Source organism: Tenacibaculum amylolyticum, from assembly GCF_964511145.1.
Classification (GTDB): Bacteria; Bacteroidota; Bacteroidia; order Flavobacteriales; family Flavobacteriaceae; genus Polaribacter; species Polaribacter amylolyticum.
The window spans coordinates 79432-94709 of sequence record NZ_CAZEFZ010000077.1 but is presented as its reverse complement, the minus strand read 5'-3'; the positions used below and the strand labels follow the sequence as shown (position 1 = coordinate 94709).

The window sequence follows — 15278 nt, the reverse complement described above, 5'->3', positions numbered from 1 at the left end:
ATACTAGCTATATAACAGAAAACCTCAATAAGTTTCTTACTTTAGCCCACAGAATCCATTCGATTAATCCCTTAAAGAACTATGAAAAATTATGACTATTAAAACAATCATAATAGATGATCATAAAAGTGATATAGATAAAGTTAAAACTTTACTGAAAAATTACGATTCGGTTGAAATTATTGGATATTTTGAAGACGGGAATGAAGCCATAGATTACATCAATTACCTGAAACCTGATGTCGTTTTTTTAAATACTCAAGTAAAAAATCTTAGCGGTTTTGAAATTATTGAAAAAGTATCTTTAGATATTAAGCCTTTATTTGTGTTTATTTCTTCTAATAATGAATATGCAGCAAAAGCGTTTGATTATCTAATTTTTGATTTTATTTTAAAACCATATAATGACGATCGTCTTCATCAAACTGTTTCTAAAATTATTGCTCATAAAAAGCAAGAATACCTATTAAGTGTACAAAGAAATTTAGAAAATATCATATCTGTTATAAAACAAGAGACCGTTGAGACTAAAAAAATAACGATTAAATCAGGAAATAAAATCTCTTTTTTAAATGTTAATGACATTAAGTATGTATCGGCTTCAGGATATTACGTTGAAATTTTTACTGTTCATAAAAAACACCTACTAAGAGAATCATTATCTAGCTTATTTAAAAGGTTAAATTCATCTAAGTTTATCCGCATTCATAGATCTACTATCGTTAATTCTGATTTTATAGAGGAAATTATTACTTCTAATTACGGAGAAAATGATGTAAAAATCATTGATGTAAAACCTACTTTTAGAGTTAGCAAAAGCTTTAAAAAAGAATTTCACGAGTTTGTTGGCGTAAAATAGCAGAATACTTTAAAATACTATTTTAAAGTAGAAGTCCCCCACTTCAAAAACACAAGCTACTAAACAACAACCACATAAGCACATAACTCCTAACACATCTAGAATCAATAAATCATTACTGTGCATTATGTTTTCTTCTCAAAAAGACTTTTCTCCCCTCACACCCTCAAAAGCCATTGCTTTTTTCTACAGAAATAATTAAAAATAAAAGTAGGGTATAATTTAAGACGACTGTTATATATAAACAAAATTATTAATAACAATCCCCAAACTATGAAACGAAATACAACAATTATTCTCTTTTGAGAAAAGGCCACATAATTACTTAATTCTTTATAATCATATTATCATGAATAGTATGGAGTAGGAATTCCCATGCCTTGTTAAATCTAGTAAAAGAATAAAAGTAATCTATGAGAAATTAGTCCCGCGTTAGTTAAGAGAGAACCAAATAGAACAAATAGTAAACTTGATCTTTAGATATTGTTTTTCTATAAAAAGTTTACATCTCTAAACCAATATCAAACTATGAATATTAGAACTATAATTATTGAACATAAGGAGATCGCACAAAATGCCATTAAGTTAGCACTTCAACAATATACTTCGATTGAGGTAGTCAGAACCTTTTCTGATGGTTTTGAAGCTATAGATTATATAAACAACTGTAAACCAGACGTCGTTTTTCTCAACACAAAAGTAAAACATCTTACAGGTTTCGAAATTATAGAAAAAACCTCCTTAGATATTAAACCTCTATTTGTCTTTATTTCATCATATAATGAGTATGCCGCTAAGGCTTTTGATTATTTAGTATTTGATTTTATTCTAAAACCATATAGTAGTAATCGTTTTCATAAAACAGTTAAAAACATTATTTCCTATAAGAAAAAAGAAATTCTTTTAAACACACAAAAAAACTTAGAGAATATATTATCTGTTATCAAACAAGACAGTGTAGACTCAAAAAAAATAACCATAAAATCAGGGAATAAAATTTCTTTTTTAAATGTTAATGAAATTAAGTACGTAGCAGCTTCGGGATATTATGTTGAAATTTTCACGGAACATAAAAAACATTTATTAAGAGAATCTTTGTCTAGCTTATTTAAAAGACTTAATTCACCTAAGTTTATTCGTATTCACAGATCTACTATCGTTAATTCTGATTTTATAGAAGAAATCATCACTTCCAATTACGGTGAAAACGATGTAAAAATTATTGATGTAAAACCTACTTTTAGAGTAAGTAAAAGTTTTAAGAAAGAATTTCATGAATTTGTAGGTGTTAAGTAATGAGTATCTTTTGAAATATTATTAATTTCACTTTCTATTTTTATTTTTTTCAATTGGAAATTAAAGACCAACTACATAGAACACTTTCTATTTCAACAACACCTAAAAGAATTATTTCTTTAGTCCCTAGTCAAACTGAGTTATTATTTGACTTAGGATTAGAAGACAGTATTGTAGGATTAACAAAGTTTTGTGTTCATCCCTACCATTTAAAACAAACTAAAAAAATTGTTGGAGGCACTAAAAATATTAAAATCGAAAAAATTAAGGAGTTAAATCCTGATATTATTTTGTGTAATAAGGAAGAAAACACAAAAGAAATTGTGGCTTTATGTGAAGAAGTAGCTCCTGTTCATGTTTCTGATATATTTACTATTTCTGATGCTTTAGAACTAATACACCAATATGGTATTTTATTCTCTTGTAGAACAGATGCTCAGAAAATTATTCAAAAAATACAATTTAAGTTAAATGACTTTCAAGAATATGTAAAAGATATTCAACCACAGAAAGTAGCTTATTTTATTTGGAGAAATCCATGGATGGTTGCTGGTAACAATACGTTCATAAATCATCTTTTATCCTTAAATAAGTTTGTTAATATTTATGAAAATAAAGAACGATACCCTGAAGTTGAATTGAAAAAAATACGTTTGGAAGGTGATCCTGATTTAGTTTTTTTATCTTCTGAACCTTATCCTTTTAAAGAAGAACATGCTTTTGAAATTGGAAGATGTACCCATCATGCAAAAACCGTATATGTAGATGGCGAAATGTTTTCCTGGTATGGCAGCAGGCTCATGAAGGCTTTTGATTATTTTAAGAAATTACACCAAAGAATTATCTAAATATTTTACTCTGTTGATTTTCTCTAAAATCTTCATGGCTTTGTATGATGCCATATCACTCTTTGCTTCATCTACATACTTATAATCTTTAGAGCGTTCCATTAATTTAGTATAACGCTCTTCCAGATGTTTTTTATACTGAGAAAGTTGGTTTAGACGTGACATTGTGTTGATTTTCAGACTAAAGTTACTAAATAAAAAACTGAAATTCAAATATTTAACACTACTCATATGCAACATCAATATATAACTAACTAAAAAAACGAGAAACCTTATGAAATAAGATTTCCCGTTATAAATAAAGAGTGTTCTTTATTTTTAAAAATGATTAATTCTGATCACTAGGAGTGATATTAGGGTTGGCATTAATTTCCGCTTGTGGAATTTTAAAAATCCAATCATCGTTTACAGAAGGTCTATCAACTTGATATGCGTTTTGATACAATACTTGAGAAGCTCCTGATCCGCCATTTGCAGCATGATCGATACCTTCATCCCAACGTATTTTATCTGTATACCCAAAACCTTCTCCCCAAAGCTCTACTCGTCTTTGGAATTTAATATGATCCATTAAACTTTGTTGCGTATTATAAACAGTTACATCATAAGCACTATCTCTTTCCTCACCTAAGGGTCTTAAAGCTGCTTGTGCTCCAGGAATATCATTCATCATAGCTCTTGCCTCAGCTTCAATTAAGTACATTTCTGATGAACGCATATAAATTACATCATCTGGATCGATAGAACCTGGATTTTTGTTCTTTAATTTAAAATGCATGTACGGATGCTGATTAAATCTATTTGTAATACCGTACGTTGCATTTATTTCCGCTCTTCTTTCATTATACCCATCTAAATTATTCGCATAGTTAGGATCTCTTGGCAATCCTGTAGTAGCATCAAGTCCACCTTGATTGTTAGCCGCCGAGAAGTTTGTATTAGGAGCGTCGATTATAAATACGTCTTTTCTATAATCTGTACTAGGAATTGCATCGACAACTCTTCGGTCTGCGATTTTAGGATTGTTTCTAATTTGACTTCCATTAAATGTATTACTCGCTAAATAAAAATATGAACGGAAAAATGTTGTTTCAGTTTCAATAACATTACTACCCCAAATTACTTCAGAAAGCTCGTTAGTATTAAATCCTGACTTCCAATCTTCTTCATTCATTAAAGGATAACCTTGTCTTGCTAAAACAGCCTCTGAAGCTGCTGTCGCCCAATCCCCTTTAGATAATGCCCAACGTGCCTTTAAACCATGTGCTACATTAATATTCAATTGAGACTTCACTGCTGGGCCTCCAGAAGGTCTGCTAGTTCCGTTTTCAAAAGCACTAATTGCTGCATCTAAATCTGATTCTATTTGATCATAAATTGCTTGAACTGTAGATCTAGGCTCACTTGTAAAAGGTAATTCAGAAGAGAAAAGTAAAGGCACTCCTTGATCTGTAGTAGGATTTCCTATTAAGTACCCTTTCCCATAGTGTTGTACTAAAGATAGATAAGCATATGCTCTATACGTATAAGCTTGTCCTAAAATATTGTTCAACCTTGGTGTTTCTACAAAGTTTCCATTTGCAATTCCATTGATTAATAAATTAGCATGTAAAATAATATTATATCTGTGATACCATAGGATCTCACATGTAAGAGAAGTAGGCAATGTATGTGAATTCCACTGCATTTCAGTTCTCCATCCTAAATTATTTGCATTTGCTGAGTGAATTAAATACCCAGCTAAATTATCTCCTAACGGTACCCAATAATGATTATTAGCTCTTGCTGTATTACCTCCAGGAAATATGGTTTGAGACTGAGAATACAACCCTCTATGCATACCTTCGATTATTAACTGCATATTATCTTCATTAGCTAAAGCATCAGCAGCAGAGATAGCATCTGTAGGAGTTCTGTCTAAAAAATCGTCTTCGCAAGAAGTAAATGAGACGATACTAATTGCTATAAAAAAATATTTTAATCTATTTAACATCGTTTTTGTTTTTAAAATGAAACACTTAATCCTAAAGAAAGTATTCTTGGTGGAGAAAAATCATTAGCAGAAGGAGTACCCGCTAAATTATACTGAGGATCCAATCCTTTTCTAGCACTTTTCACAAATATATTTTCCCCTGAAAGGTTTAATCTCATATTGTCTACTTTAAGCGCTTTTGTTACTCTTTCATTAAACGTGTATCCAAAGTTAACATTCTTTAATGCCCAAAATGACGCATCTGTTAAGAATCTATCCGAATCTGGCACCACTAAATTTGGATTTCCATTTTCTAACCTTGGTACATCTGTAATATCTCCAGGTTGTTTCCAAGCATTTAAAATATCTGGGTGAAATGACCTACCATAAGTTCCACTATGCATTAATGACTCATATGCATTATCGTATATTTTACCTCCAATTCCATAAGTTACTAAGAAATCGAATGTAAAGTCTTTATAAGTTATTCTATTAGACACAGATCCTAAAAGGTCTGGAATTGAAGAATCTCCTGTATAAGCTCTCTCTGTATCTCTCCAATCGTTAGTAGTTTGTTGGTTACCATTTGCATCTAAAACAGGAACACTTTCTCTATTAGCATCTTGTTCGTATAAATAGAATAATTGATCTCCAGTAGCTGGATCTACTCCTGCAGTTCTGTATAAGAAAAAGTCATATCTAGATCTTCCTATTGCCCATCTTTTTGTACCCACAATGAAAGGATCTGGTAAATTTGTTATTTCATTTTTGAACGTTGATGCTTGTAATGTTACATCCCACTGAAAATCTTCTTTATTAAATAAATGTGCTGTTAACCCTAATTCAAATCCTGAGTTAAACATATCTCCTCTATTAACAGGCACTTCATTTAATCCATTACTTGGTGCTATTGGTAATAAATATAATAACTCTGTTCCATTCTTTTTATAGTACTCAATAGAACCATCTAAGAAATTATCAAACAATGCAAACTCTAATGCAACATCAAAATTCTCTGTTGTTTCCCATAATAAGTTAGAGTTTCCAATATTTGTAAATAAAATTGCTGGATCTGCTGCATTAGATGTAATTGAGAATCTTGCCTGTGATAAGAAATCATCTAATAAATCGTCATTTCCAACTTCCCCGTAAGATGCTCTTAACTTTAATTTATTGATAAACGATACGTTTTCCATAAATTTTTCTCTATCAATTCTCCAAGATCCTCCTATAGAATAAAAATTACCCCATCTTTTGTCTTTATCAAATACCGAAGTTCCATCACGTCTAGCAGAAGCACTTAAATAGTATTTGTTATCAAAATTATAGTTTGCTCTAAGAAAATAACCTTCAATTGCTTTTGAAGTAGTTGCTCCATCTAAACTTACTACATTAGAAAAGTTATCAAATTCAAAGATTCCATTTGCAGCTTGAACTGTAGCCAATCCTTCAATATTAGAAATTGATCTTTCGTAACTTTCATGACCAGCTGTTACATCTAAATTATGATCTCCAAAACTTCTATTAAAAGTTAAGATTTGATTGAAGTTTATAATTTCTCTTCTACCACGATCTTCACTTAATCTTCCATCTGGTTGTGCATCTCCAATAATTGCATTTTCATATTCTCTTTCAAATAATTCATTGATATCTCTACCATATGTTACTTTTAAATTAAGACCATCAATGATTTCATAGTCAGCAAAAAATCTTAATCCATAAGTATTATCCTTATCGCTTTCATTGTTTAATAACAACTCTTGTAATGCATGTCTTCCTTGATTTACAGGTCTAGAACCTATATTAAATTGAGGAAAACCTTCTCCAGAATCAAACACTGGATTTCCAAACGCGTCTCTTACAATATTTCCTTGTAAGTCATTTACAAATACTGGGTAAACAGATCCTAATCCTAAGGCAAAGCTAAATGGATTTACAATACTTCCTGTTCCTGCTGAACTTGGACCTCTAGCTTCTGTAATAGCAATATTTGCACTACCTCCTATTTTTAAACTTTCATTAACATCAAAATCTGCATTTAATCTTGCTGTTAAACGATCGAAACCAGAAGTTACAACATAACTATCTTCCTCTAAATATGAAGCCGAGAAGAACACACTATGATCTTTACTTCCCGCTGAAATATTTACATTATAATTTTGTCTGATTCCTATTTGCTGTAATTCATCAAACCAATCTAAACTTTTATAAATTACCTGTGCATTAGGATTTAATTTACCATCTGTTCCTACTATTTGATCATTAGCAACATTAAACGGATTGTACCCTAATTGGTTGTATATATTTGCACTTGCAAATACAGGATCTCCTCCTCCTGCACTAGAGTTTTTAAGAGCTTCCCACATTACTTCATAGTATTGTCCTGGCGTTAGTTGCTCATAATTAGCAATACCATTTGTAACGATACCAGTTTGCGTAGAGAAATTCACTTTTACTCCACCTTTAGTTCCTTTTTTAGTTGTAATAATTACCACTCCGTTTGCAGCTCTAGAACCATAAAGTGATGTAGAAGCAGCGTCTTTTAAAATTGTAAAAGACTCAATATCTTCTTGGTTGATTGTATTTAATGCTCCTTCGTACTGAACACCATCTACTATAAAAAGTGGATCTGTATCTCCATTCAGAGTTCCAACCCCACGAATTACAATATTAGGAGATGCTCCTGGACCAGCTGCAGAAGTGAATTGTACTCCTGTTGCTCTACCTTCAATAGCTGCAATAGGCGAAGTAACATTTCTTGTTTTTAAGTCTTCAACTCCTATTACACTTGCAGAACCTGTAAAAGCATCTTTTGTAGTAGTTCCATAAGCAACTACAACAACTTCATCTAAAAGGTCATTATTCTCCTCCATAACTACGTTAATTGTTGAAGAATTCCCTACCGTTTTTTTGACTTCCTTATAGCCTAAAAACGTAAATACTAACACATCACCTTTTTTAGCAGCAATTGTGTATTTTCCATCAAAATCTGACTCAGTACCTTTAGAAGTTCCATCGATGACGATACTTACTCCAGGCAAAGAGCCATTCGCATCTGTAACAGTACCAGAAACCGATACTGACTGTGAGTAACCTATTGAAATTAGTCCTAAACAGAAAAATAACAACAAGGTTTTCTTGTAAATTTGTTTCATAGAATGATTTAGGTTTAATATTTATTAAAGTTTGAATTAATTTTCACAACAAGAACATGTAAATAATAGAAAAGGCTTCTAAGCACACATAAAAATCTCTTCTTATGCACACTCACTTTTCTTTTACTGTAAGTTCTAGACTGATTAGGAAACAAAAATTAGGCTCACTAATTTCTATTATAGCACTTCCTAATATTTTTATATTTAAATGAAGTTATACTTGATTCTTCTTTTTTCTTTTAAATCTAGTTTTTTTAAAAAATAAAATTCGTCTTGGTTTCATAATGGGTTTGGTTTATTGGGTTGATTTTTACTTAATCTTTTTAAAGAATTTTAGCACAGCATAATATTCATCTTTTCATATTATATTAACTTAAAATGATAATTACATCCTTTTTTTTTCTTAATTTACTCGTAATACAACTATAGTATTCTTAAAAAAATAGAGATCATTTTACAGCAATTTAAAAGTAACTCTTAACAGAACACTATGAAAAAATTAACCCTTTTTTAACTTTTTATTAACAAATTCACTTTCTTCTTTAACAACTCTAACAATCTTACTAAACATCTTGCAATCACCTGTTATAGATAAAGTTGAACAACCATACTCTTCTTTTAGCATCAAATAAAACGAGTTCTATTTAAGTTATGTACTTAAATAGAACTCGTCTATATTTTTTTACATTTTATATGAATTTTACAACCTTATTTAAGAAGATTATAGCTTCATAAGAAAAATTTCAACTACTTATTATCTTGTAACGCAAAAACACGTCTTAATAAATCGGTATTTCGTAACCCAATTTTATGTCTAATTCCTTTTTCTTCTACAGCTATCATTGTAAATACTCCATCTAATGCTTGCGTAGTTACATAATCCGTTAAATTAGGATTTACTTTCTTTACAAAAGGAATGTTATTATATTTTGTAATAATATTTGTCCAAATTTTATCAGCTCCTACTTTTCCTAATGATTTTTGTATAACTGGGTTAAATTTAGCGTACAGTGCTTTATTAGTTTTTACTTCTAAATAACTAGTAGCAGCTCTATCATTTCCTAATAGAATATTTTTAGCATCGGCAAACGTGATATCTTTAACGGCACTAACAAAGATTGGTGTAGCTGTTTTTACCGCATCTTCTGCAGCTCGATTTAAAGACTTTATTCCTTCATCTGCTAATTTTCCTAAACCAATTTTCCTTAAACCATCGTCTACAACTTGCAATTCTTTAGGTAGTAAAATTTTAACTAGCTCATTTCTATAAAAACCATCTTTTGCTGTCAATTTAGATACTTGGTTTTTAATTCCGTTATCTAATGCTTGTTTTAACCCTGATCCTATTTGGTTTTGTGTTAACGCTCCTTGTTGTGGTAATTGACTTGCTATTTTTTGTAATTCTGCACAACCAACAAATTGTAATGCTAAAAAGAGGACTATAATTTTCTTCATTTTATATAATGTATTTATGTATTCTTTTGAAACTTAAATTTTAAATAAGTCACACTAATATTAGTGCATTTCTTTTTCCAAACAATTCAAAATTTATACTCCTTTCTCTTCTTATTTACTTTTTATAAAACTATCTGTTTTTTTGTCATAACCATACGGACAATGTTTACATCCGCTTTTACAACAATACCCTCTTCTCAAATGGTATGCTTCTTTAAAAACTCGGTACCCTTGCTCATTCACATAATATTCATCTGGGGTAGGTTTCAATATTTTTCTCATCATTTTACAAATATAATTTTAAAAAACTGACTACAGCTTCTTTGTGTTAAGAACATAAAAAAAGACCATTTATTTAAAAATGGTCTTTTAACTACACTGAAAAATTAATTATTATAATTTTCGTCGGTTGTCTTCCGATTTTGTATCAATTAATTTGTTGTATGGATCTACACCAACCTCTACAGGTTTTTGATCTACAATAATTGATATTTTATTATTTATTTGAGTAATCTTATGTTTCTTTAAATATAACTCTACTTCTTTCTTTTTACCATCTACCTCTTCTTCTCCAAAAATCCCTATGTCTATATAATCTTCTAAAGGAACAGATAAAACTGGCTTCTTCATTTCAGGAGTTTTATACGTAATTGTATCTCCTGCTTGCTCTCCATAATAACGTTTTCCTTTATCGTCATTTCTATACTTACTCACATTAAATTCAATATCTACTTGATATTTGCCATTATCTAATTCTTTAGAACTTACATCTACAACTCTATTTCTGTATAAAGTAATGGTTTCGAACATATCTTTAATTACATATTGTAAGCTATCTGGTGTTGCTTTTTTGATGTAATCTACCATTTCTATTGAGGTTGTGTAAGGAGCATCTTGGAATTTCACTTTGGCTACATACTCTTTTAAAGCGTTGTTCAATGTATCTTCTCCTATATAATCACTCAACGCATAAAACACTAACGATCCTTTTTGATAACGAATATACCCTTGTCCATCGTTATACATTAATGGTTTTTCTCGCTTACGCTCAAAAGTACGCTGTGTTAAATAATCATCTAACGCTTTCTTTAAGAATTTACGCATTTGGTCTTTCCCATACTCGTGTTCAAGTACTTTTAAAGACACATACTCAGACAAACTTTCTGACAGCATAGTTGCTCCCAATACATCTGCCCCAATAACTTGATGTGCCCACCATTGATGTGCTAATTCGTGTACTGTAATTGCAAACGGATAATCTACTCCTCCTTCATCAGAATCGTCTACATCTGCAATAAACCCTACACCTTCAGAAAATGGAATTGTATTTGGGAATGATTGTGCAAAGCTCCCTCCAGTTCTTGGGAATTCAATAATTCTAACTTGTTTATGTTGATAAGGACTAAAGTATTTAGAGTTATAATCTAAAGAGGCTTTAATTCCTTTCATCATTCTATCTAAATTATACTCATGTCCTTTATGATAGTATATTTCTAAATTAACATCATTCCACTTATCTTTTTTAATTTCATACTTAGCAGAATTGAATGCATAGAAATTTAAAATTTTACTATCCATTTTATACTTGAAGTATCTACGTCCATCTTTCACCCATTCCTTTTGCAAGTATCCTGGTGCGATGGCAATTTGATCTTCCGACGTAGAAACTGTCGCTTCAAAATCAATCCAATCTGAATCTTTTGAAATATATGTATCTCCTAATGCAGTAGAATCTGAAGGATGTGGACGTAATTCATTTTTAGGTAAATCATATTTCTTTCTTGTTTGATCGTCTGTTAATTCACCTTGTGACGAATATCCTAAAGACGGAAATAATTGGAAATTATTGATAAATGTACCGTTTTCAATTACTGGTGAATGACTTCTTAAAAATGTATTCTCTTTATTATGCACCTTGAAGGTTAATTCTAAACTATCTCCAGGTTGTAATGTTTTTTGTAATTGATAAATATCAAAATTCTGAACACTATCTTCTAATACTAAAGTAGCTTCTTTATCAAATTTAAAAGTACTTGGGTATGCATTATGGTTTAAGAAAATACTATCAATTGATTCTTCAGTCTTATTAATCATTTTATACGTACCAGAAGCATTGAAGTCTCTAGTTTTCGGAAAAATGTTAACATCAACATTTACTGCTACAATTCTTGGCTGTGCTTTTCCTTCGTATTTCTTGTACTTTTTTTCCCATTCTACTCTTTGTTCTTCACCTTCTTTAGCAGAACGACGTTCATTTAAAATATTATTTTCATAATAGATTCTTCCTCCTATTCCAAAGAAAATAATGGCTAAAACAGATAAAACTCCTATTGTTTTTACATTTAATCGTTTTTTAGCTATTTGTAAACGCTCTTTAAATGAGAAGGTAATTCCTCGCATCCAAAATAAGCCTGCAAGTATTAATAAAATTATTCCTCCAATGAACCAATATCCTTTATAAGCAAAATATCTATTAAAAGAAGCACCATATCCATTCATATCTGAATAATTATATCCTGGACCTTGGTTGTATTTAAAAATCGATTGCTCTATTCCAACACTAGACAACAATGGTAATCCTATTAAAATAACTAGTAGTACAAACAATCCTAAATACTGATTTTTAATTAGTGTTTGTATTAACATTGCTAAAAATGCCCATATGATAAAATGGATAAATAGTAATCCGTATACTTCATAAAAATAATGTCCTAACTCAAAATTATAATATCCTTTATAAGTTTGAAATAATACTCCTGCTACGACAATTACAAATAGTAATATCAATTGCATTTTTAATAATGCTATGAATTTAGATACTAATAATGTCCAGTTTTTAACTGGAGTAACATCTATTAAATGGTTCGTTTTAGCTATTTCCCCTCTTCTAATTAACATTCCTGCATATAAAAATGTAAGAAGGTTTATGAAAAAAGTAAATACAGAACCTGGTAGTAATAACATTTGCCATGTTGTAGGATAGGTCTTTGTTCCAAACAGCTCTCCTGCGGTAATAGCAAAGACTAATAGTGAAATTAACCCAACTATTAAAATAGCTATGAATGGTAAACTTTTTACGATGTATTTAAAATCTACATTCGAAAGTTTCCAAGTGGTTTTTACTTCATTCCAAAAAGAGAAATCATATGATACTTTTGGAATATTTACACGCGTAATTCCTCCGAAGTTTTGTTTTATTATACGTTCTCCTTTTGTTTTCTTAAAAGAGAAAGACATTGCATTTTGACTAAAAGAAAACAGCTTATAAACTCCTGCAAGTATTAAACTAGCTATCCCTAGCCATAATAATCTGTTATAAATTACAACTCCTTTAAATGGAGGTACTAATTCATTTTGTTCTGCTACTGTCCAATATCTTGTATAATAATTAGCTGCTTGTGCTCCAAAAGGATCGAATAAAGCAGACCAAAAACGATTGTCTGGATTTGCTAAAAAGCTTTCTGCAACTGATTGTACAAACATTAATAATACCACTGTTATAAAACCTACAGCAATATTTCTTGTAAAGGTTACCACTGCAAAAACAATAGCTCCAAATAACAATACATTAGGAATAATGTATATAAAATAAGCACGTATATACGATGAAAGGTTAAAAGGGCCTACTATTTCTTGATTTGTACCTGGTAATACAAATCCTAAAGAAATTCCTAATCCAGCAATTATAATTATTGATAATACAATTAAAAATGAGCTTAAAAACTTTGCTGATAAATAACTGATTTTAGTAAATGGATATGAATATAAAATAGAATGCATATTACTCTTATAATCTCTATATACAGAAACTCCTATAATAGAAGGAAATAAGAAAAATAAGAAGATTGCCATTGAGTTAAACAATCCATTTATTGCAGATGGAGAGTTTACTATTTTCGAAGAACCTGTTGATACTGTTAAGCCATCAAAAATACCTGCTGAACTTGCAGATAAAAATACAGCCACTAAAAAGAAGATTACTGCATAAATATACACAGCTGGTCTTTTTATCCAGTAATTTAATTCGTGTTTAAATATTGTAGAAAACATATATTTTAATTTTTAATAATTAATAAAAAACATTAAGCTGTTACTGGTTGATCTTGCTTTAATGCTATAAAATATACATCGTCTAACTGTGGTGTAGTTGTAACAAACTCTTCAGAAGGCTTTTCCTCTGCGTATACACGAACATTTAATGTATTGTCTTGATTATAATTTGAAGATAACACATTGTATGTTGCTTCTATTTCTTCCAAGTCATCTCTTTCGATAACTCTAGTCCAAATTTTACCTTCAATTTCTTTTGTCGCTTCTACTGGCGTTGTATGTTGTAAAATACGTCCACCATTTAAAATTGCCATTTCATTACACAGTTCTTTTACGTCTTCTACAATGTGTGTAGAGAAAATTACTGTTGAATTGGTTCCTACTTCACGTAATACATTTAAGAATCTATGGCGTTCTGCTGGATCTAATCCTGCTGTAGGTTCATCTACAATAATTAATTTTGGATTGTTTAATAATAATTGTGCAATCCCAAATCGTTGCTTCATACCTCCAGAATATCCCGCAACATATTTTTTTCTTACTTCATAAAGGTTGGTAATTTCTAAAACTTCTTTGATAATTTTTTGTCTGTCTGCTTTATTTCCAATCCCCTTAAGAGTTGCAAAATAATCTAATAAGTCTTCTGCCGACATTTTTGGATACACTCCAAAAGATTGTGGTAAATACCCAAGTACTTTTCGAAATTCCATTGGATTTTCTAAAATGTTCACTCCATCAAAAGTAATGCTTCCTGCATCTGGACTTTGTAATGTAGCTATAGTTCTCATTAAAGAAGATTTTCCTGCTCCGTTAGGACCTAGGAGTCCAAACATCCCTGTTCCTATTTCAATACTTAAATTATCAGTTGCTTTTACACCGTTCTTATAGGTCTTTGTTAAATTCTGAATAACTAATCTCATTGTACTTGGCTTTTTACTTTATTGTTTTTGAATTAGATGAATTAGAAACCAATTTGTTACAAAAAATTTATTCTTTTTGTTAAAAACTGAAAAATTATTACAGATTAAGCATAAAAAAAGCCTTGAAATTTTCAAGGCTTTTAATTTTAACTAATTATTAATTTATTTTCTTTGGGCTCCAGGAGGATATTTAGAAAGTATATCAGTTACAAACTTTTTAATTCTTTCTTCTCTTTTTTTTGTACTTCTCATAGAAAGCGCTCCAGAACCTATTCCTTGCCACACTAATTCTTTTTTATTAGCATCTATAATATCTATAAACAAGGTTCCTTCTGTGTACTGGTTTACATTTAACCTTCCGGCTCCTCCCCACATCCATGGGTTCCATCCCCAGCCATAACCCCAGCCCCAACCAAATGCGGCATTGTTATCGTTTATATTGATACGTTCTCTTGATTTTGTAAATAAACTTACCAAAACATCAGGATTAGACGATTTTTGCATTCCTTTTGCTAACAGGTTTGCTTCAATAGCTCTCATGATCCTTTTCTTATCTAAATCTGAGATGGGTGCTTTATCTATTCCTGGTTTATAAAAAGCAAATGTTTTGTAATTATTAAAATCTGCTTTAGTATCATAATCTGTAGCTACTCGTACCGAGCTACATGAGGTAATAAATAAGACTAATAGTGGTAACAATTTTACATACTTCATGGTAAATAG

The 15278-nt window shown here is 30.4% G+C and carries 11 protein-coding genes; 3 read left to right on the top strand and 8 right to left on the bottom strand.

Features of this window, described 5'->3' with window-relative positions; all coding sequences use genetic code 11:
• Positions 1-91: 91 nt before the first annotated feature.
• From ACKTTC_RS19915 to ACKTTC_RS19905, 3 genes are all read left to right on the top strand, one after another.
• On the top strand, positions 92-859 hold the full coding sequence (locus tag ACKTTC_RS19915; protein ID WP_408041625.1) for a LytR/AlgR family response regulator transcription factor: 768 nt from the start codon (positions 92-94) through the stop codon (positions 857-859).
• A 528-nt stretch (positions 860-1387) separates the two neighbouring features.
• Positions 1388-2155, top strand: a complete 768-nt coding sequence (locus tag ACKTTC_RS19910) for a LytR/AlgR family response regulator transcription factor (RefSeq protein ID WP_408041624.1) — start codon at positions 1388-1390, stop codon at positions 2153-2155.
• A gap of 53 nt (positions 2156-2208) precedes the next feature.
• Positions 2209-3003, top strand: coding sequence for an ABC transporter substrate-binding protein (locus ACKTTC_RS19905; protein ID WP_408041623.1), 795 nt, complete (start codon positions 2209-2211; stop codon positions 3001-3003).
• On the opposite strand, the gene ACKTTC_RS19900 is transcribed toward ACKTTC_RS19905, so the two are convergent.
• The 8 genes from ACKTTC_RS19900 to ACKTTC_RS19865 all read right to left on the bottom strand — a co-directional run bounded on the left by ACKTTC_RS19900 (position 2983) and on the right by ACKTTC_RS19865 (position 15269).
• Positions 2983-3168, bottom strand: a complete 186-nt coding sequence (locus ACKTTC_RS19900) for a Lacal_2735 family protein (RefSeq protein WP_408041622.1) — start codon at positions 3166-3168, stop codon at positions 2983-2985. The two genes, ACKTTC_RS19905 and ACKTTC_RS19900, sit on opposite strands and share 21 nt — an antisense overlap.
• Before the next feature lie 163 nt (positions 3169-3331).
• The gene (locus ACKTTC_RS19895) at positions 3332-4996 is read right to left on the bottom strand and encodes a RagB/SusD family nutrient uptake outer membrane protein (protein ID WP_408041621.1); all 1665 of its coding nucleotides are present in this window, start codon (positions 4994-4996) and stop codon (positions 3332-3334) included.
• 11 nt (positions 4997-5007) lie between these two features.
• Positions 5008-8130: a SusC/RagA family TonB-linked outer membrane protein gene (locus tag ACKTTC_RS19890; protein ID WP_408041620.1), complete on the bottom strand. Its 3123-nt coding sequence runs from the start codon at positions 8128-8130 to the stop codon at positions 5008-5010.
• Between the two features lie 747 nt (positions 8131-8877).
• A complete protein-coding gene (locus ACKTTC_RS19885; RefSeq protein ID WP_408041619.1) occupies positions 8878-9585 on the bottom strand; it encodes a DUF4197 domain-containing protein in 708 nt (235 codons plus the stop codon).
• A 111-nt stretch (positions 9586-9696) separates the two neighbouring features.
• Positions 9697-9867: a DUF5522 domain-containing protein gene (locus tag ACKTTC_RS19880; protein ID WP_408041725.1), complete on the bottom strand. Its 171-nt coding sequence runs from the start codon at positions 9865-9867 to the stop codon at positions 9697-9699.
• Positions 9868-9978: 111 nt separating this feature from the next.
• A complete protein-coding gene (locus ACKTTC_RS19875) occupies positions 9979-13635 on the bottom strand; it encodes a M1 family aminopeptidase (protein WP_408041618.1) in 3657 nt (1218 codons plus the stop codon).
• A 32-nt stretch (positions 13636-13667) separates the two neighbouring features.
• Positions 13668-14555 carry an ABC transporter ATP-binding protein gene (locus tag ACKTTC_RS19870; protein ID WP_408041617.1) on the bottom strand — a complete coding sequence of 296 codons (888 nt, stop codon included), beginning with the start codon at positions 14553-14555 and terminating at the stop codon, positions 13668-13670.
• Positions 14556-14717: 162 nt separating this feature from the next.
• Positions 14718-15269 (bottom strand): DUF4136 domain-containing protein, encoded by a 552-nt coding sequence (locus ACKTTC_RS19865; RefSeq protein WP_408041616.1) that lies wholly within the window; start codon positions 15267-15269, stop codon positions 14718-14720.
• Positions 15270-15278 lie beyond the last annotated feature (9 nt).

Excerpts from the sequence above, each read along its gene's own strand:
- ACKTTC_RS19915 (WP_408041625.1), top strand. The coding sequence starts at position 92 with ATGACTATTAAAACAATCATAATAGATGATCATAAAAGTGATATAGAT.
- ACKTTC_RS19910 (WP_408041624.1), top strand. The coding sequence starts at position 1,388 with ATGAATATTAGAACTATAATTATTGAACATAAGGAGATCGCACAAAAT.
- ACKTTC_RS19900 (WP_408041622.1), bottom strand. The coding sequence starts at position 3,168 with ATGTCACGTCTAAACCAACTTTCTCAGTATAAAAAACATCTGGAAGAG.
- ACKTTC_RS19895 (WP_408041621.1), bottom strand. The coding sequence starts at position 4,996 with ATGTTAAATAGATTAAAATATTTTTTTATAGCAATTAGTATCGTCTCA.
- ACKTTC_RS19890 (WP_408041620.1), bottom strand. The coding sequence starts at position 8,130 with ATGAAACAAATTTACAAGAAAACCTTGTTGTTATTTTTCTGTTTAGGA.
- ACKTTC_RS19885 (WP_408041619.1), bottom strand. The coding sequence starts at position 9,585 with ATGAAGAAAATTATAGTCCTCTTTTTAGCATTACAATTTGTTGGTTGT.
- ACKTTC_RS19880 (WP_408041725.1), bottom strand. The coding sequence starts at position 9,867 with ATGAGAAAAATATTGAAACCTACCCCAGATGAATATTATGTGAATGAG.
- ACKTTC_RS19875 (WP_408041618.1), bottom strand. The coding sequence starts at position 13,635 with ATGTTTTCTACAATATTTAAACACGAATTAAATTACTGGATAAAAAGA.
- ACKTTC_RS19870 (WP_408041617.1), bottom strand. The coding sequence starts at position 14,555 with ATGAGATTAGTTATTCAGAATTTAACAAAGACCTATAAGAACGGTGTA.
- ACKTTC_RS19865 (WP_408041616.1), bottom strand. The coding sequence starts at position 15,269 with ATGAAGTATGTAAAATTGTTACCACTATTAGTCTTATTTATTACCTCA.